At 47.0% G+C, this 19,078-nt stretch carries 18 protein-coding genes; 9 read left to right on the top strand and 9 right to left on the bottom strand.

The window, feature by feature from the left end; genetic code table 11:
• Nucleotides 1–248: 248 nt before the first annotated feature.
• The gene (locus GCU39_RS10170) at nucleotides 249–1,598 is read left to right on the top strand and encodes a lytic polysaccharide monooxygenase (protein ID WP_152393402.1); all 1,350 of its coding nucleotides are present in this window, start codon (nucleotides 249–251) and stop codon (nucleotides 1,596–1,598) included.
• A gap of 60 nt (nucleotides 1,599–1,658) precedes the next feature.
• Here the strand turns inward: GCU39_RS10170 and GCU39_RS10175 are convergent, their stop codons facing one another.
• The 6 genes from GCU39_RS10175 to GCU39_RS10200 form a co-directional block, all read right to left on the bottom strand.
• On the bottom strand, nucleotides 1,659–3,047 hold the full coding sequence (locus GCU39_RS10175) for a serine hydrolase domain-containing protein (protein WP_152393403.1): 1,389 nt from the start codon (nucleotides 3,045–3,047) through the stop codon (nucleotides 1,659–1,661).
• A 12-nt stretch (nucleotides 3,048–3,059) separates the two neighbouring features.
• The gene (locus GCU39_RS10180) at nucleotides 3,060–4,082 is read right to left on the bottom strand and encodes a serine hydrolase domain-containing protein (RefSeq protein ID WP_152393404.1); all 1,023 of its coding nucleotides are present in this window, start codon (nucleotides 4,080–4,082) and stop codon (nucleotides 3,060–3,062) included.
• A 161-nt stretch (nucleotides 4,083–4,243) separates the two neighbouring features.
• Nucleotides 4,244–6,232, bottom strand: coding sequence for a WD40/YVTN/BNR-like repeat-containing protein (locus tag GCU39_RS10185; protein WP_152393405.1), 1,989 nt, complete (start codon nucleotides 6,230–6,232; stop codon nucleotides 4,244–4,246).
• Nucleotides 6,233–6,452: 220 nt separating this feature from the next.
• The gene (locus tag GCU39_RS10190) at nucleotides 6,453–7,622 is read right to left on the bottom strand and encodes an acyl-CoA dehydrogenase family protein (RefSeq protein ID WP_152393406.1); all 1,170 of its coding nucleotides are present in this window, start codon (nucleotides 7,620–7,622) and stop codon (nucleotides 6,453–6,455) included.
• A gap of 131 nt (nucleotides 7,623–7,753) precedes the next feature.
• Complete coding sequence (locus GCU39_RS10195; RefSeq protein ID WP_193726859.1) at nucleotides 7,754–8,656, bottom strand: phosphotransferase family protein; 903 nt, start codon at nucleotides 8,654–8,656, stop codon at nucleotides 7,754–7,756.
• Between the two features lie 37 nt (nucleotides 8,657–8,693).
• Complete coding sequence (locus GCU39_RS10200; RefSeq protein ID WP_152393408.1) at nucleotides 8,694–9,860, bottom strand: MFS transporter; 1,167 nt, start codon at nucleotides 9,858–9,860, stop codon at nucleotides 8,694–8,696.
• 121 nt (nucleotides 9,861–9,981) lie between these two features.
• Here GCU39_RS10200 and GCU39_RS10205 point away from each other — a divergent pair, with 121 nt between their 5' ends.
• The gene (locus GCU39_RS10205; RefSeq protein WP_227793522.1) at nucleotides 9,982–10,896 is read left to right on the top strand and encodes a LysR family transcriptional regulator; all 915 of its coding nucleotides are present in this window, start codon (nucleotides 9,982–9,984) and stop codon (nucleotides 10,894–10,896) included.
• Nucleotides 10,897–10,951: 55 nt separating this feature from the next.
• Here the strand turns inward: GCU39_RS10205 and GCU39_RS10210 are convergent, their stop codons facing one another.
• On the bottom strand, nucleotides 10,952–11,560 hold the full coding sequence (locus GCU39_RS10210) for a DUF1349 domain-containing protein (RefSeq protein WP_152393410.1): 609 nt from the start codon (nucleotides 11,558–11,560) through the stop codon (nucleotides 10,952–10,954).
• A 238-nt stretch (nucleotides 11,561–11,798) separates the two neighbouring features.
• On the opposite strand from GCU39_RS10210, the gene GCU39_RS10215 reads away from it, so the two are divergent.
• Nucleotides 11,799–12,203 (top strand): RidA family protein, encoded by a 405-nt coding sequence (locus GCU39_RS10215; RefSeq protein ID WP_152393411.1) that lies wholly within the window; start codon nucleotides 11,799–11,801, stop codon nucleotides 12,201–12,203.
• Nucleotides 12,204–12,291: 88 nt separating this feature from the next.
• Here GCU39_RS10215 and GCU39_RS10220 read toward each other — a convergent pair whose 3' ends face one another.
• Nucleotides 12,292–13,056, bottom strand: a complete 765-nt coding sequence (locus GCU39_RS10220) for an SDR family oxidoreductase (protein ID WP_152393412.1) — start codon at nucleotides 13,054–13,056, stop codon at nucleotides 12,292–12,294.
• 211 nt (nucleotides 13,057–13,267) lie between these two features.
• On the opposite strand from GCU39_RS10220, the gene GCU39_RS10225 reads away from it, so the two are divergent.
• From GCU39_RS10225 to splB, 6 genes are all read left to right on the top strand, one after another.
• Nucleotides 13,268–14,320, top strand: a complete 1,053-nt coding sequence (locus GCU39_RS10225; RefSeq protein ID WP_152393413.1) for a GerAB/ArcD/ProY family transporter — start codon at nucleotides 13,268–13,270, stop codon at nucleotides 14,318–14,320.
• A complete protein-coding gene (locus GCU39_RS10230; protein WP_152393414.1) occupies nucleotides 14,317–15,732 on the top strand; it encodes a spore germination protein in 1,416 nt (471 codons plus the stop codon). Before GCU39_RS10225 ends, GCU39_RS10230 begins: the two co-directional genes overlap by 4 nt.
• A gap of 44 nt (nucleotides 15,733–15,776) precedes the next feature.
• Nucleotides 15,777–16,916, top strand: a complete 1,140-nt coding sequence (locus tag GCU39_RS10235; RefSeq protein ID WP_152393415.1) for a Ger(x)C family spore germination protein — start codon at nucleotides 15,777–15,779, stop codon at nucleotides 16,914–16,916.
• 79 nt (nucleotides 16,917–16,995) lie between these two features.
• The gene (locus GCU39_RS10240) at nucleotides 16,996–17,154 is read left to right on the top strand and encodes an asparagine synthase (protein ID WP_152393416.1); all 159 of its coding nucleotides are present in this window, start codon (nucleotides 16,996–16,998) and stop codon (nucleotides 17,152–17,154) included.
• Nucleotides 17,155–17,240: 86 nt separating this feature from the next.
• A complete protein-coding gene (locus GCU39_RS10245; RefSeq protein WP_152393417.1) occupies nucleotides 17,241–17,498 on the top strand; it encodes a transcriptional regulator SplA domain-containing protein in 258 nt (85 codons plus the stop codon).
• A complete protein-coding gene (splB, locus tag GCU39_RS10250) occupies nucleotides 17,491–18,519 on the top strand; it encodes a spore photoproduct lyase (protein ID WP_152393418.1) in 1,029 nt (342 codons plus the stop codon). Before GCU39_RS10245 ends, splB begins: the two co-directional genes overlap by 8 nt.
• Nucleotides 18,520–18,606: 87 nt before the next feature.
• On the opposite strand, the gene GCU39_RS10255 is transcribed toward splB, so the two are convergent.
• Nucleotides 18,607–19,053 (bottom strand): YugN family protein, encoded by a 447-nt coding sequence (locus GCU39_RS10255; RefSeq protein WP_227793523.1) that lies wholly within the window; start codon nucleotides 19,051–19,053, stop codon nucleotides 18,607–18,609.
• Between the last annotated feature and the right edge of the window lie 25 nt (nucleotides 19,054–19,078).

Consider the following 19,078-nt stretch of genomic DNA (forward strand, 5'->3'; position numbering starts at 1 on the left):
ACATAAACTGGATTTAGTCAATGGGCCCAAAGGATTGCACCCAAAAGTTAAAGCGTATTCAACTTTGATCCGCTACGAAACTTTTCCTTTCCAACTCTCTCATTCAACATCAACTTAGCCGTATATAAGCTCTCCCAGAGTTTATATAAATATGACGATGAAGAAAGGAGCATTGGTGTCAACCGCAACAACAGTTCAAAATGGTAAGGAAGTATCGCATTACCCACAATATAGGAGGTTAAATAAACATGTCATCGATTCGTTATGCACGTTCGCCATTTTCCAAGGTTGTTACGTATGTTGCTGCTATGCTGATCGCGGTCATCTCGATGGTGCTCATCGCTGAAAAGGCTTTCTCACACGGATATGTGGAAGGTCCCGCAAGCCGCGCTGCCCTCTGTAAATCCGGTCAGAATACGGATTGCGGCGCCATTGTCTACGAGCCTCAAAGTCTAGAAGCTCCAAAAGGATTCCCGGCGGCAGGCCCTGCAGACGGTAAAATTGCAAGTGCGAACGGCGCCTTCCCTAAGCTCGATGAGCAATCGGCAACACGCTGGACGAAAGTAAATATGAACTCCGGACAGAATACATTCACGTGGAAGCTGACGGCAGCACACGCCACAACGAGCTGGAAATATTACATTACGAAACCGAATTGGAACCCGAACGCCGCACTCACTCGGGATTCCTTCGATCTAACGCCATTCTGTTCCGTGAACTATGGCGGTGTTCAACCTCCATTTTCCTATTCGAATACATGTAACGTTCCTGCGCGCAGCGGTTACCATGTCATCCTCGCTGTATGGGAAATCGCTGATACAGCGAACGCTTTTTATAATGTCATCGACGTGAACTTTGGCGGCAGCAATCCCGTCGATACACAGGCGCCAACTGCGCCAACAGGTCTAACAGCAACGGCCAAAACAACTTCCAGCGTAGCACTAGCATGGAATGCATCGACAGACAATGTCGGCGTCACCGGCTACCAAGTATACAACGGCTCGAATCTCGTCGCTACCGTATCGGGATCGACTTTAGGCTATAATGTGACGGGGCTATCAGCCAACACGGCGTACACCTTCAGCGTAAAAGCTTTGGATGCTGCGGGGAATGTATCCGCTGCGAGTAATGCCCTGAACGTCACAACGGATTCGAATTCGGGGCCTGATACACAAGCCCCTACCGCACCTGGCGGCCTACACGTGATGGGTGCGCCAACGTCCACTGGGTTGCAGCTGATGTGGAGTCCTTCAACTGATAATGTCGGCGTAACAGGGTACCGCGTCTACCAAGGATCCACATTACTAGCGACGGTGCCCGGAACGGCAACTTCTTACAATGTAACGGGCCTTAGCCCAAGCACGACTTATTCGTTTAGTGTATACGCCATTGACGCTGCAGGAAATCAATCGCCTCCCAGCACGGTGAACGGAACAACCGCTGCGGAATCGACTGCACCAGCATGGGCGCCGAACACCGCTTATACTGTCGGAACATTGGTAACTTATAATGGCTCCGTCTATGAATGCCGTCAGAACCATACATCACTCACAGGATGGGAACCATCCAATGTTCCTGCTTTGTGGCAGTTGAAATAAATAAACAAATCCACGAGGATCTTTCCTCGTGGATTTGCTGTGTCGATGTCAATTTTTTATCTACTTACCTGCATTCGAAGAAGGATTCAACCATTGCTTCCGAAGCTCTCGAAGATCCGATGCTTCCGGATCTAACTGAATCGCGAGCTCTAACACTTTCATGGCATGCTCAGGCTCGTCGTTATGGAATAGATGATGTGCGATATAACGGTAACTGTAGTCTTCGTCAGAGGAGACATAACCGAGCGTGAACCGTTGATCCGTACCGGAGCAATGTTCCTGCAATGCGGCTTCCATGCCCTGCTTCGCAAGGATCCCTGCGACATGCATCGTGAAAGAACGCGGAATGACCTGAACCTGTTCACCTAATAACACATCCAAGATCGCATTGTTCACGGAATGGAGACCAAGGTAATCGGTATTGAACATGATCGTAACAGCAATTCCTTTCTCAGGTAATAGAACGAGATTCGAACGGAAGCCCGTATCCATGCCTCCATGAGCTTTGGCAACATTGCCTTTGTAATGTCCCATGAACCAACCCAGCCCGATCCGTTGATAATATAGATAGTCATCTGCCGGGGCGGTCGCTTGCCATACTTGCTCGACGCTGGATGGTTGAAGAATGGTTGCTTCGTTCACGCTTCCTCCGTTCAAATAAGCCATGGCGTATGCACAGGATTCGGCAGCGCTTGTGAGCAGTGTTGAGCTTGGACCATGCGCGCGGTTGTAAGGAAATACCGGACTAACTTTGGCGCCGAAGTGCGACGCCATCCCCAACATATGCGGCGTTGCTAGCTGCTCATAATCCACTTCCGGCTTGAAGAAGCTGCTGTGATTCATTCCGAGCGGCATAAGAATATGTTCTTTCATATATTGTTCGAAAGACATACCCGAGACCTTGGCGATCACGTCACCCAATATTTCAAAAGCGATATTACTATAAGCGTATTGACCGCGTTCAGGCTCCCACATGAGCTGGAGGTTCGAGACTTGCCGCACATATCGTTCGAGTGCTTCCTCATCGTATTGCGGTCGATCCCATTCATAATCCTCTTCGTCTGGCATGCCGGACGTATGACTTAGCAGATGCCTGACGGTGATATCGCGATATCGTTCATCCTGCAGCGAGAAATAAGGCAAGTAGGTCATGATCATCTCATCAAGCGCGATCTTTCCCTGTTCGACCAATTGCATGATCGCAGTTGCAACATAAGTCTTCGATACGGAAGCCATGTGGAACAATGTGTTGCCATCGACAGGTTCACCCGTCTCGATGTTCTTCACGCCAAAGCCTTTGGCATAGATCGGTTGATGGTCATATACGATACCGACGGCGATGCCCGCAGCAGCACGGTCTTTTTCAATATAATCGTTAAGCAGTGAATCTAACTGATCAATGATGTGCTGATATTTTTGCATCATGCGTTCCTCCTCTTGTTCCTTCATGAAGTAACCTCTCTATTTCATCCTATGATATAAGCTTTCATCGATGCTGCGTGTAATGGCACCGGCACCACTTCCGTTATTGGATAGGATATGGCACTGAGCTGACCACTTGGGATATACAGAGGACGTCATCTCAAGACCCGGATCATTCCCCATCACGTAATATTTGAAAATTTCCTGGTGCAAGACCGTCATCCACACGCCATAACCATAATGAATGTGTGCATCGACTCCGATCTGTGGGGTCAGCATCTCATTGGTCATCGCCTTCGATAATAACTCACAGTTCAGGAGGGCATGCCAGAACTTCTCCATATCGTGTACCGTCGTAAAAGCACCGCCATCAGGCCCGCCTACGATCGGTAAGGCATATATATTCGAGCGCCACACTTCCCCCTCCTCAATATAACCGACTGCCGTCCGTGCAGGTAATTGATCCAACCGATCATACGCCGTATCCGTCATGCCACAACGCCTGAACACATGTTGCACCACATAATCTTGAAATCTCATTCCCGTCATCTGCTCAACGATCCACCCCAGCAGAATATAGCCAGCGTTACTGTAGGAGAACCGTTCTCCAGGAACAAATTTCATCGTTTTTGTCTCGAACAACGGTAGGAATGCCGCTATTGTCGTCATCGAATACATCGGAAGATCTGTCCACAGCTCCGAATAATCATGCATGACTTCTTCGTCAAAATAATCAGGAATTCCTGAACTATGAGTTAACAAATGACGAACCGTAATCGCAGGATCGAAATTCGGGAATCGATCTGCTCCGCAATCGCATAATCGCGTATCTAGCGTTAGACGGCCCTTCTCAATTAACTGTAAGACTGTAACTGCTGTGAATATTTTGGAACCCGAGGCGATGCCGAATCGCGTGTTTGCCTCATTCTTCAACTGTTCACTCCGATTGGCATAACCGTAGCCTTGCTCGAAGATGACCTGATCTTGTTCTATCATGCGTATCGTTCCAGAGAACGGCTTATAATCATTATTGTATGACGTTATAATTTCATGAATGTTCATTTAGAAATACCAACCGCCTTTACTTGAAAACTCTCGTTATCTCATAATTTGATTCTATCTAGGCTCTCGATCGATGCATAGGCTCAGAATGATTTAGGACTATTTTCTGCACATGGAAAAGAGAGCGGAAATCGCCGCTCCCTTCATTTATGTTCGAAGATCTACTGCACGGTTGAACGAAATAGTCCTCCGAACCGATCCATATAAATGTACTGGTCATTCTTATAGAAGAGCATATGCATCTCGAACTCAGCACCGCTATATGCAAATTCCCCTAGTCTTGTCCAATGCACACCATCCTTCGATTCCGCGAGATATTGCCTATAGGAATCAGGGCCTGAGGATTGCACACCAATGAATCTGCTTCCTTCCCAAATCGCGTTGTCTATGTCCCACGATCCTTTCGGCATGACATGTTTATTCCATTTCACGCCGTCTAGCGAAGTGTAAGTGATGTCGTCCCCCCAGAGATAGAAACGTTTGTTCACGGCAAGCATAGCATGGATATCTTTCGTCGTTCTAAGACGCTGTTTCCAGCTCACCCCATCAATAGACGTGGAGAATATTTTCTTCTCATAATCGTAACTATAGAACATCTCACCGCTATATCTTACTTGATAGAAGTTCGATAAGGTTGAGGCGATGGGATGATCGGTCCACTGACTGCCAGTTGCAGAGCTGAATTGGATCATTTTCTGCTTGGAACCATCTGAATCATTACGAAGTACGGCGAGCACGATGAATTTCGAACCTGACCAAGCCAGCAAATTCGGATCAATCTGAGTGTTAGACGTGATTCGCTGTTCCACCCACCCGACACCGTCCGTCGACTTCACGAAATATCCGTCGGTTGTTACGGCGAAAAGACCTTTCGTCGTTGCGATCATCGAACTGATCCCAACACGATTCCCTTTTGCATCAAATTTTGAATAAGCCAATTCCCAGTGGCTGCCGTCTCTAGATCGATAGATTCCACCTTGATTATCATCGTGCCCTGCATCCGTCGATACCCAATATTTACCAGCCCAATACATTTGAGTGAATTCATGACTCATTTCGCTTGCTAGAACCAATTCTTTATAAGTACTTGCCCACGATACCCCATCTTCCGATACGAGTACGTTACCCGAATCGCCGACACTAACGAATTGATTGTTAGCCCAGATCACTTGATAGAGACCTGTCTCGATATATGGAAGCTCCTGCACGCTCCACGATACGCCATCTTCAGAAGTCGCCGTGATCGCATAATACTTACTCCAACTCTTTTGAACGACGCCTACAGCCGTATATTGCTGACCATTCCATACGATGCTATTGAAGCGCGTTTTATCCTTTTGCGCCGGCTGCACGGGGATTTCCCCAAGTTTTACCCATTTCTGCCCATCCGGTGATTGGTATACGAGATTGTTCAGGCCGACCGCAACGAACTTATGAGAATCCCAGAGGATATCCCATCCGGCGTCGCTTCGATAGGCATACTCGTCTTCTCCAGGCTGCATCGTGTTTTGCCAATGCGTCTTATTTGTTGAAAATGCGCCAGCCACCTTCATTTCACCAGAATAGTCCGAATATCCGCCAAGACTGACGAATCGATTGCCATTGGATGCGACCGCATTCAGCCAACTGGCATTCTTCTGTGATACGCCCCAGTTCACGCCATCCGTGGAGGTAATGAATTGAACGCCTCCCCCGTATTCGCTCATGGACACCACACCAATCACTTCTTGACCGTCAAAGAATAAATCTCTTAAATATGGGGTTCCATATCCATTCTTCAGCTTGAGAATATCTTTCTCTAGACTTGTCACACGCCAAGTGAGCCCATTCGATGAAATCACCATTTTATCCCTTGCGTGTCCAACAAATTGCTTACCATCCCAAATCACATGTTGTATCGAGTCATAGGAATCGATCTGCGGTAATTTGACCGATTTCCACTGCATGAGATCCTTCGATACGAGCACTTGACCTTTTGAAGCGCCAGCAACATAAACCTCACCATTATAAGCAACACTGTGCAGATCATTATTCGTTACCCGTTGTTCTACGAGTGTTGATGCTGCGAAGATCCTTGAATTTCCAATCCATAAACCTATAATGCATAGCATTAGAAATACAAACCAACCACGCTGTAAAGCTTCCTTCACCTACTCTTCCCCCTAAGATGTATTTATCTAATAATGATTCTAAATGTTAAAATTCGACAATTTCTGACCAATCCCTCTGAAATGATGTAAAGATTCGTCAACAATAATAGCGTCAAGAAAGTCCGCCGAATCCTGAGCGTAATAAAGACCCACCGGCATAAACCGATGGGTCTTACATTTATTTTCAAGCAAATGAATTGTGAATAATCGATCTTGAGGATCAAGACTCGCGTATTGCACGCTGAACCAACATCGCCATCACAGCGTCATCCATTGGCGGATTATGCAGCCCTGCACGGACATCACGGTACATGCGCTCAAGCGGCAGACTCCGTGAGAGGCTAGAACCACCCACGATTCGCATGGCAAGATCAACGATTCGCATCGCAGCATTCGTCGCTACGGTTTTGGCTAGACCAAGCTCTGGCCTCATGGATGCCCGCTCCTCAGGGAGTCGATCCCAGCGGTCAGCGACGCTGTACAACAGAGAGCGTGCGGTAATCCGCTCTGTTTCCATTTCTCCAATTTTCTGTTGAATATGCGGTAGATCTACAATGGATCCTGGCAAGCTGTTAGGCCGATATTCCTTCGCGAACTGAATCGCAAAATCCCGTGCCGCCCAGGCAATTCCAAGATAACATGCCGGAACATGCAGCAGACCGCCTCCGTGATCAGACATGACTTCACCGTTCTCGCAGTTATTAATGCGATGCTCTTCAGGTACATAAGCACCCGTCAGCACTAGATCATGACTACCCGTTCCTCGCATCCCAATCGTATCCCATGTCTCATCCATGCTCACGCCGGGACCCTTGCGGACGTAAAATGTTCCTAGCTGATTCTCCTCTTCAATAAAAGCCGTAACCGTAAATTGATCCAAGATTGGAAGCAACGAACTAAATGTTTTACGTCCCGTTAAGAGGTATCCATTCTCTGTTCGAACCGCAACGGTCTGCGGTCGACCTCCGCGGCTCGGGCTGCCCGTTGCTGGCTCGCTCGCGAACTGATTGATCATCGCGCCTTCCTCAACCACTCGCCTACAGAAATCTGCATACAATGGCTGCGGCCATGACTGCTTAATCCGCAATTGAAGGACTTGACTGACATGCCAGCCTACCGCAAGTGCTGTAGAACCATCGCCTCTAGCAAGTCGTTCCTGGGCAAGGATCATCTCATACAACGAGGCTTCTTCGCCTCCGAATTCCTTTGGCGCGGTAAGAGCCAAGTAGCCTTCTTCTCGCAAATGCTCAAAATTTTCAAAAGGAAATGACCCTTCTCGATCATGTAAAGATGCGTGTTGTTCTAATATGGCGGCAAGCTGATCTGATCTTACGGCAATCGCTTGTTCACGTTCATTTCGAATAAATGGATCTGATGGCATTGTGTTCATGCGGCATTCTCTCCTAACTTCTATCATTCCTTATATTGTATACCCGAATAGTCTGAATTGTCTAAGGTCGTTTTGTGTACATGACAACGAATGCAAAAAAACCTCCTTGTAGCCCAAGGAGGTTAACTGTTCTATGTTCGCTTGATCAGGCTAACCGCCTGTTGAACGAACCCATTATGCCGCTCGCGCATCCTATCTACAATCTGAACATCCAAACCCCATTCAGCAAATCCTGCTAATCGAACAGCCGCATAGATATCCCAAAAAGCTAAATGAGAAAGATCCAGCCTCGGCATCAAGGCAACGTATTGGTTCGTGAACTGTTCCATCGCCTCTACGCCATAATAGAATAACATTTCCAACCTTCCATTGGCGAGATCTGATAATGGATCTCCGAATGCTGCATCTTCCCAGTCGATCATCGCGACGAGTTGTCCATCCTTCCACATGAGATTGCCAGGCCAAAAGTCGCCATGGAGGATGGCCGCTCGGTTCTTGGAAGGTGTATGCAAGAACGCAAGAATCTTCTCGTGAATAACTGCATCACCTTCGATGTGAATCTTTTTTAATATGGCTATGTTCCGTAATTTCCGATCATGGTCAATCTGCCTAGGGAGAAAAGAAACATCTACCTTCGTACAATCGATATGGTGAAGCTTCGATATCGCTGATGCCATTTGCTTGATGTAGTCGTTCATATCCGTAGGGGCGAACTCCGTCTGACCCTCGATATACTCAATAAGCAGCGCGGGTCTATCGAATAATGAGCGTGAATGATCAACTACGTAAGGCTTCGGTACCAATACACCTTGTGATCTTAGAACTTGTAATAGATTGAATTCATCGGAAGCGACGGAAGGGTTATGTTCGATATCTGCATCGCCATGAACCCGTGCAACCAACTTCAAGTTCTGTTCATCGGCTTGTGCGATTTCAAGGCCGATCACTTGTGCTGAAATACCGCCTTTTAACTTCCACGAACGCAGCAACTTCCACGTAGGATTCAACCGACGTATCCATTGTCGTAAATTCATCTCCTCATTTTCCATGCGCTTGATTCGCCTCCCTTGATCAAAGAGTCACATGTCGTTCCTTCACATGTGTTGTGTTCGGGCGGGTTAGCAGCCACTGTACGGTTATCATGGCGATAATAACGATTAGCATGGCAATTAACGCAGGAACAAAGCTGCCGCTATAATCGTAGATCATGCCAATCATAAGCGGCCCCATAGCGCCAATCATATACCCTCCACACTGCGACATGGCGGACCATGACCCAGCTTCTTGCGCTGTATTCGTCTCTACGATCGGAAGCATAAGCGCCAGCGGGAATAATCCCCCTGCTCCAATCCCAAGACATATCGCTGCCGGCAGTATTGGCCATTGAAGTAATAAGATGATGATTCCCACAAGCTCGAACAGACTGCATAGAATCAAATAGAACCTACGATTGCCGGATCGGGATACGAGTCCGGGAATCGTCATCGATACAGGAACTTGAATAAGTGTGAATACGGTGAGCAGCATGGCCGAATCCGCTTTGCTATACCCGTAACTTTGCGCAATTGGCGAGATCCAGGCGGTAATGGAGTAGAACATGCTCGCCATAAATCCGAAGAAGATGGTGAGCAGAATCGCACGCTTATTGCGGATAGGCAATATTGTCCGTTCTGTACTTAAGGTCTCAGACTTCTGAGGCAGAAACCGTGCCCAGCTTATTAATGCAATGATCCCGAGTACTGACCAACATGACAATGTTAACGTTAAGTTATGATCGCTGCTGTTAAAGATCGGAATGGCCAATGCAGATGCAATCCCAGCACCTATGGTCATAGATACAGAGTATACACTGACGATTCCGGGTTTCGTTGGGAAATACTTCTTAATAAATCCTGACAAGAGTGGACCTGCGAGACTAATTCCAATCCCTCCGATCATCGCTGTAATCACCAATAAGCTGACGGAGCTCGAAACGCCTCGCAGCGCGGTTGCACCCGTAACAAGCACAATGGCCAAGAAGATCGTGCGCTCAAGGCCGATGCGATCTCGTAATACCGTGGCGACAGGTGCGAATATCCCCATACATAAAACAGGCAGTGTTGTTAACAAACTCGCCGTGAGGCCATCCATACCGAGCATGGATTGCATCGAATGAAGCAAGGGAGCGACAGATGTAAGAATAGGCCGTAAATTCAATGCCGCAATGAATATGGCAAATAATAAATATAGTTTTCTCATTTGTGTAAACCTCCTAACCTTCTGTATCTAACCATTAGTATAGTGATTTACTTTACATTGAACAATTCTATAATTTCTATTAACATAATAGATATTCACTATTATAAAAGGAGCTGTACCCTTGGACACGCGACATATCCAGTATTTCATGGCCGTCTATGAGCATCTGCACTTTACCAGAGCCGCTGAAGCGCTTGGCATCACCCAACCGACACTCAGTCAGCAAATTCGTGTGCTGGAGGGTGAATTAGGCATGCCCTTCTTCGATCGGATCGGCAAGCAAGTCGTCGTAACAGAGGCCGGAGAGCTGCTCCGTCTTCATGGCGGAAGAATGTTGGATGCAGAACGAGACGCCAAGGCGGCGATTAAGGAACTATTGACTGGCGAACGAGGAACTGTGCGCCTTGGTGTATTGCCATCCGACCTAGACTTCCAGCTGGTTCCGCTGTTCACCCATTTCAATGCCGAATATCCTGACATTCAGCTGCAGGTCTTCTCATCGATTGCGATTCAAGACGAAGTGTTGACGCAACGCGTAGATCTCGGGATTGGACTCGAGAGCCCTCCAGATAAGCGATTCGTTCAGATCCCGCTTGGCTCTGAACATTACCATTTATTCGTTCGCGCAGATAGCGAGCTTGCGAGTAAGACAGAGATCAAGCTCATGGAACTACAGCATCTCCCGCTGGTGATGTACCCCCAGGGATTCCTTGGACGCGATTTGGTAGATACGCTGTGCAGAGCACAAGGATTCCAACTCACTACTGTGATGGAGACCTCCTCCGCGACCTCACTGCTTCAGCTTGTACGGGCTGGGGTTGGAGCAACGATTCAACCCGAAGGTTTACTTCGACAGACAACTTCCCAGACCGAACTTGTGGCGATTCCAATCATTGAGCATCCGCCTGTTCGCAGGCTTGAGCTCATCTACATCGCTGATCGTTATATCAGCAGGGCGCACCAACAACTAATTCAATGGCTGATCGACTTTTTCAGCAAGCTGCTGAACCATTCGAACGATACCTCCCGTTCATAAGTTCAAATGACCAACCAAGATCCGTTCCTTGATTGGTCATTTCTTTTCTACACTATTAAGCTGTCTCATTAATTGTAAATGTATGGAAGTGTGTATCGAATCCATCGCTATCCTGCATTGGACTGCAGCAATAGATCCCTACCTTCACGGGATTTGTACCTGGATCTTCATGAAGATGCGCGATCCGAATCTGTTCCCATTCATTTGGATTGGTAGGCGTCTTGGTGAAAATCGTATAATCGCTTGCGTTCCGTTCAACACGGAACGCAAGCGGCTCCATCACAAGCGAATTCGCATAGTTCTGTGTCGACCAATCGGAATAACCATGGTTCGTCACAACCGCTCCTAAATGTGAAGGGCCATCAGGTATGTATTCAAGGGATGTCTTGAGCCAGCAAGTATCCGAGACCATAATGAAGAGCCCAGCTTGATCATAGGTTGCTGCTGGTCGCATATGAAGCGACACCTCCGCATTAAAATCCGCTGCAATGGATGCATGTAAGACATGACCATTCATGACTTCAAATCCATAGTGCGTCTTCAGCCAGAAATCTGTGCTCGGATGGCTGCGGACGACGAGCGAATCTTCGACGACCTGCATGTTCGCTGGCTCGTTCATGATCGTCAACTTCTCGATGGATGTAGGAATAAACGTATAATTCATTGCAGTATAACCTCCGGTTTTCGTTTGCTTTTCATTGTACTACAATAACGGCAAATGACCAGTCATCTATGATATAATTTTCCTGTTCAATCATTCTCAAGGAGGAAATACCTGATGAAAAAGAGATCCATCCAAAGCTTGTCTTCGGGTATTGGGTATTCGACGGCTGTCTTCTTCTAGAATGTCTGACGGATTGTTGATAAATGTGCAAAATGCGAACTTAAAGGAGTAGATATCCATGCAGAACAACCGTCAGACCGTCATTCAACGTTCGAATCCAGACCCAATTGCGAAGCCCGTTGGCAGCTATAGTCATGTAACCAAGATGAATCGAGATGCCGACATATATGTATTCTCCGGTCAGATTGGGATTGATCAAGAAGGCCAGATCCCTTCGGAGATGAATCAACAAGTTACACTTACGATGAAAAATATCGTTGATATCCTTGCCTCACAGCAGCTCACACCCGATCACGTCGCTAAGGTGAATATCTGGGCGACAGAGCCGATCGATTGGGACCATTTCGATGACATTTGGAATCGTGTATTTGGCGAGACGCCGCCATCCATGACCATCGCTTATGTCCAAGGGCTAGGCTTGCCCGAACTTAAGATTGAGCTCGATGTCTGGGCTGCAGGTTAACAACCGCGTCCGCTATCATCCCCATCTGATTCATAAGTAACGAAGGGCTCTGAACCTAGCCATATGCCTGGTTCCAGAGCCCTCTTCATTATAGACGTGATCCCCCGCTTGCATCAATGCATTGACCCGTTACCCAGCGGCTGTCATTCGAGGCTAGGAAAGCAGCAATATCAGCGATATCTTCAGGTTCTCCCCAACGATTAAAGGTGGATAAGCCAGCAGCGTATTGCTGACCGTCCTGATGCTGCAATGTCCCTGCGTTCATCTCCGTATTAATGATACCCGGTTGAATCGCATTCACGGTAATGCTGCGATTCCCAAGCTCCTCAGCCAATGCACGCGTAAACACATCAATGGCTCCCTTCGACATGCTATACGTAAACACACTCGGTGAGGCGACGCGCGTAACGAACGATGAGATATTAATGATCCGTCCGCCGTCCCTGAGTCGTGGCAAAGCTCGTTGTGTGACGAAGAACGGCCCTTTGACATTCATATTCATGACCTCATCGAACGAATCCACGGTTGCTTCCTCCATCGTCAATATTTGACCGATGCCAGCGTTATTCACCAGAATATCGAACCGATAATCCCCTCGAAGTTCGCGAAGGGCAATATCTAATTCGCTATACAATTGATGAATGCCATCGATGGTACTCAAATCTGCACCAATGGCAACCGCTGCCCCCCCATGCTGTTGAATCTCGGAGACAACTCCCTCAGCTTCATGCCGTCGTCTGCCATAATGAACGACGACGAATGCGCCATCTCGCGCTAATCGTAACGCGATTCCCCGTCCGATCCCTCGGCTTGCGCCCGTCACGACTGCAATTTTACCTGTTAACATCCCCATACATTCATCTCTCCCTATGTCGATTTCATGATTAGTTATATCACAAGGGAACTGTTGAAATGTTGCTCTCTCATTCGGCAATCGGAGAACCATACGCGTTGCCGAGGGAATAAATCATCTAAATAATGCCATTCTAATGTGAAAGAGCAGGCGAGGTTATTGAAGGAGGTAGAGGAATATAAAGCCGAATATATCTTTTATCCAGTCCATCATGATCATCATGCTGAGCACGGGACTGCTTAATCATGTCATTATCATCCCTATTATCTTAGACGCAGCCAAACGCGACGCCTGGATCTCCGTATTGCTCGCAGGTGCCTGCGCGCTAGTCTGGATTATCCTCCTCCATCTGGGAAGCAACCGAATGAATAAGCAGCATCTGTTCGAGTGGTTACAACATGCTTACCACCCCGCCGTTGGACGGATTCTTGCCTTTTTAGCTGGGATTTATCTGCTTACCATTTGCACGTTGACGACCAGAGATACGATCTATTGGATCCACCTCACCTTTTCACCAGAAACACCGATCCTTGTCTACACGTTGATATTTCTACTGATCTCCGCTTTCAATGCCTATCGGGGGATTCAGTCCCTCGCGAATACCGCTAGTATTTTATTGCCCTTTGTTGTTATTCTCGGTTTTTTTGTCATGTTGTCGAACACGCCGCACAAAGATTACACCTTATTGAAGCCCATCCTTGAGCACGGCATGCAGCCGGCCTGGTATGGAGCCATGTATGCCGGAGCTGGATTTGTTGAAGTGATCATGCTCCTCTTCCTCCAGCACCACATCAAGACACGATTGTCGTATAAGTCTTACATGATCATGCTCGTCATATTGATAGGACTTACGATGGGCCCCATTATCGGAGCAATCGTGGAATTCGGCCCTGTCGAAGCCGGCAAACTCCGCTTTCCGGCTTATGAAGAATGGAGGCTGCTTACGATCGGGCGCTATATAGAGCACCTTGACTTTTTCAGCGTATACCAATGGTTCAGCGGCGCCTTCCTGCGTATCTCCCTTGCTCTGTTCCTCTTACTTGATATCTTCCAAATTCAGAGTAAGAAACGCAAGTTATGGATGCTGGGGAGTATTTTCATCTTCATCGTGATTATGACCGAGATCCCGTTCAGTGACCGATTTTTCTTGAAAATGATGTCGTCCTATATACTCCCTTATTCCGTGTGGGGGATGCTTATTTTCTCGGTCATTATTGCAGCTCTAGTCCATCTTGCACACCGAAGGGGGAAAATCAGCTCATGAATGAACCTAGAGAGGAAGCGATAGAGGCTCAACGATTCGAAGCAATGGCCAGCAAATTATTCGATACGAGCTCAGATATTGTCAGAATGTCAATGCCACTCTCGAATCAAGATTTCGCTGTGCATCTAATTTATTGTCAGGGGCTATGTGATGTAAATACCTTGCACCAGTCGATCATTCCCGAGTTGAAACATATCTCGGAAGACATCCTCTTAGCGGATACATTAAAGCTTCAGCAGAAAGTTCCATTCCATATGTACGCGCTTGCTGAACAGGATTTAGAACTTGTGATGAGAGAGATTGTGTTAGATGGTGATCTGCTCCTTCGGTTCACACCTTCAAATCGCATGTATGCAGTCGCCTTGTCTGATCCACCTAGACGGCAACCTGAAGAGCCGAATACCGAAGTCTCGACCCGAGGACCACGGGATGGCTTCACGGAAGAATCATTTACCAATATTGGCCTGATCCGCAAAAGACTCAAGACGGATATGCTCGCGGTTGAGGAGTTTACGATTGGATCACAGACGATCACCAAAGTTCATCTCCTCTACCTCAAGGACACGATCGATCCTCTCGTATTGCAAGAAATTACAGCGAAACTGAACCAAATTGACGTAAAAGGCCTTGTTAGCAGCTCACAGCTCGAAGAGAACCTAACGGGATTCTCACTCTTTCCAATCACGTCTTATGCAGGAAGACCAGATTTTGCAGTGAACGCTTTGATGCACGGGAAATTCGTTATTATCATGAGTGGATCGCCGACCGTTATCATCGCTCCTGTCAGCTTCACCTTTTTACTAAATACATCCGAGGATGCCAACCTTGTGAATATGTTCGTCGCATTTACGAGATTGCTTCGAATTAGTGGTGTGCTCCTCTCCTTGTTCCTACCAGGGTTTTGGATCTCGCTCTTAACATTTCATCAAGATCAGATCCCGTTTACATTGCTCGCGACGTTAGTGAACTCCAGACAAGGCGTTCCTTTGCCAGCTCCCTTGGAAGCGGTGGTCATGCTATTGTTGTTCGAGATCTTTCGGGAGGCCGGAATGCGTATGCCTTCTGCCTTCGGGCAAACACTGTCTGTCGTCGGGGGATTAATCATTGGACAAGCCGCCATTAGTGCAGGCATAGCTAGCCCTGGGACAATTGTCATTATTGCGATTTCAGTTCTGGCTACATTCACCTTGGTGAATCAATCCTTGGTCAGCGTTGTCAGCATATTCCGCATTATCGTGCTGCTCATTAGCGGGATTTTAGGTCTATTCGGAACATTAATTTGTCTCTTGACCTTAATCCTCTACATGGTCAATCTCCGATCTTTCGGGACGTATTATTTGACCCCCTTCGCCCCGCAGCAATTCAAAGCGATGTATAAGGTGTTATTCCGAATGCCTTGGGGCAGAAAGTAGTTAGACTGAACCTTACACGATTTCATAAAAAGGATGAATACAGCATGAAATCCATCCCATGTCTCCTTGTCATTGTACTCATCTCAACCCTGCTTACGGGGTGTTGGGGTGCGAAAGAGATTGAACATATGATATACGTCAATACACTCGGGATCGATTATGTGGATGATCAATTTGTTGTGTATGTCCAAATGGTTAATTTCAGTGGAATTGGTAAGAAGGAATCTGGCGGTGCAACACAAGAGCAGAAGACATTCGTCGGTCAAGCACGAGGAGATTCATTTGATACGGCGATTTTCAATCTCTATGCTTCGAGTCCGCAGCGAATCGTCTGGAGCAACATTAAGACACTTGTCTTCAGTGACAAAGCACTCAAACACGGTATCATCGATCAAGTGCTGGAGGTATGGGACCGCTATTATGAATTCCGCTACACCGTATGGGCCATGGCAACAAAAGAGCCGATGGAAGAGGTGCTTAACACGCCGTCGATTAGTGATCTATCCGTGTTGTACTCGCAGCTTAACAGCCCAATGCGCACCTATGAGCAGAGCTCCATCATTGCACCGATCTATCTATATAAATTCATATGGAAATGGAAAGAGAAAGGTCAGGTCGTACTGCTGCCCTATTTGGACATCGTTCATGGTTGGACGGATAACAATAAACCGTCCCCGAATCTTAGCATGGCTGGTGTGTGTCTTCTCGATGATCAACAATTTAAAGGTTGTCTGAAGTCTTCCGATGCGCTAGGGCTGCGTTGGTTGGAGAAAAAAACAATTCGAACACCTCTCGTAATCAAGGATAAGAAATCTGTCAAAGCATTAATGGTTATGAACAAAATCAAATCCTCCATCAAGTTGAAAATCAAACGTGGGAAACCTGTCTTTGATATTAACGTATCCATGCAAGCGACGCTGCCCCAGTTAAATATAAGTTTGCAGAAAACGCTGCTCGAGAAGGAAGCCGTCAAAGAGGTTAAAAAACAGATTATGGATACCTATCTGAATGGATTGAAGCACAAAGCGGATGTATATTCGCTCTCCGGCATATTGTATCGCCAAATGCCCCGTTTATGGCATGAGTTGTATACAAAAGAAAAATTCCCGCTGACGCCGGATAGTATTGAGAACATTCATGTGAAGGTAAATCTAGTCAGTGGTGGCATTTCGAAAATGAGATAAAACCGCGTCTGAATAATTACATTGTGACTTGACTACAATAACCCATGTCTTCCATCACATTGCAATAGGAGTGATATTTATGCGTGAAGGCTTGATTCCTGCGGTTCTTGGAACGTTGGTCACGGCTTCGGCTGCGTCACTGCTTGGGAGCAAGTATAAACTTGCTGCTGCCGGTGCTCTTGGGTTTGGACTCGCTCACATGGTCCTAGGAGCCATCGACTTGGTCGAACATCGATAGTACCTTGGAAGACGGATAAGGGAGGTATTCCCTCCCTTTCCCCTACACACAACGTTGTATTTTGTATACGAAAGGGCAGATGATCTATGGGATATCATGAAGCATTCGTACCGGGGCAGATTGTCTATGTCATCATTCGCAATCCGCATGCACAGAGTGTCGCGAACGTTCAGCAAGCTGCCGTCGTTCATCATCCGGATGCGCCGAATCAATTGGCTCTGTTCTTATATGAGACCTACTACCCGCTGACCGAAGAGCTCGCCGTCTACGCATCGATGTATGAAGCTGAATCCGCGTATCATGACGCTTTTGGGTTAGGTGGAATCGAGGAGTATTATGGTTAAGCCCTTCCTTCCGCAGCTGGTCTATGTCGAGCCCGGGGCACTTGCGTATCCGCTCGGGCAAGAGCTATTACATAAATTCGAACAATTAAATATAGAGATTCGTCAGACGACCTCCCACAATCAAATTCGCAATTTGCCTGGCGAAACGGAGTTTCAGCGCTATCGCATCGCGAAATCCACCCTTGTGTTAGGTGTCCGCAAAACACTTAAGTTCGATACATCAAAGCCCTCGGCTGAGTATGCTCTACCGCTTGTGACAGGCTGCATGGGCCATTGTCATTATTGTTACTTGCAGACGACAATGGGCAGTAAACCATACATCCGTACCTACGTGAACCTCGAAGAGATTCTAGACGCAGCGCAACAATACATGCTAGAACGTGCGCCTGAAGTGACACGGTTCGAGGCATCTTGTACTTCTGATATCGTCGGTGTTGATCATCTCACCCATACGCTCAAGAAGACGATTGAATATTTCGGCAGGTCAGAGTATGGCAAGCTCCGATTCGTCACGAAATTCGCCCATGTGGATCACTTGCTCGATGCCAATCATCAAGGACGAACTCGCTTCCGGTTCAGTATTAATGCGGATTACATTATCAAGAACTTCGAGCCAGGAACGTCAAGTCTTACTGACCGTATTGAAGCTGCAGTGAAAGTTGCAAATGCTGGGTATCCATTAGGTTTCATCATTGCCCCGATTTATCTCCATGAGGGTTGGCAGGAAGGTTATACATCCATGATGAAGAAGCTCTCCGAACTACTGCCCGATTCCGCCAAACGTGGACTAACGTTCGAGATGATTCAGCATCGATTTACGAAACCTGCCAAACGCGTAATCCAGCAAAATTACCCAATGACAAAGCTCGAACTTGAAGAATCTAAGCGTAAATGGAAATGGGGCCGCTACGGGATTGGCAAATATGTCTATACTGACATTGAGCAAGAAGAGATCAAAGATACGCTCGGGCACCTCATCCACACCTATTTTCCAGAATCAACCATAGAATATTTTACTTAAGCGAAGAAACATCCGCTAACATATAAAACCCCTTAACATCAACGGACAAGCAAAGACTTCTCCATGATCGTAAGGGGTTTGTATCATTTAATGCACGATGGTCTGTTCCAACTGATGCAGCAATTCTTCTGCTTGAGTCACCCATCTGGACTTTACCGGTGCATCCGGGTCGACTGGGGCTTGAAATTGATTGAACAGACCGCCAGTCATCGAGATATTAGCTTCATCATCCAATCCTTCGTTGTAAAGGTGATTCAAGACATAGGGTTTGCCGAGCTTCACTATTGCATCGCACCCGTCACATTCGCCATCTAGACGCCCGCTCATCACTTCAAAGGGGACACGCAGCCAAACTTTGCGTTCCGCATCCAAAAACTTGTCGAAGATCCCTTTCTTATACTCCCAATTCCCGCTTAGGCAAAAATTCATCTGACAGAAATATTCGTTAAGATCGCAGTACGTGCCTTGTATATTTTCGATATGAGAGTCTAAAGGAATCATGATTGGATCACCATCCGTTTTTAATACTAGCATGATCCTATCGTGTACATTTTATTCC

Source organism: Paenibacillus guangzhouensis, from assembly GCF_009363075.1.
Taxonomy (GTDB): Bacteria; Bacillota; Bacilli; order Paenibacillales; family Paenibacillaceae; genus Paenibacillus_K; species Paenibacillus_K guangzhouensis.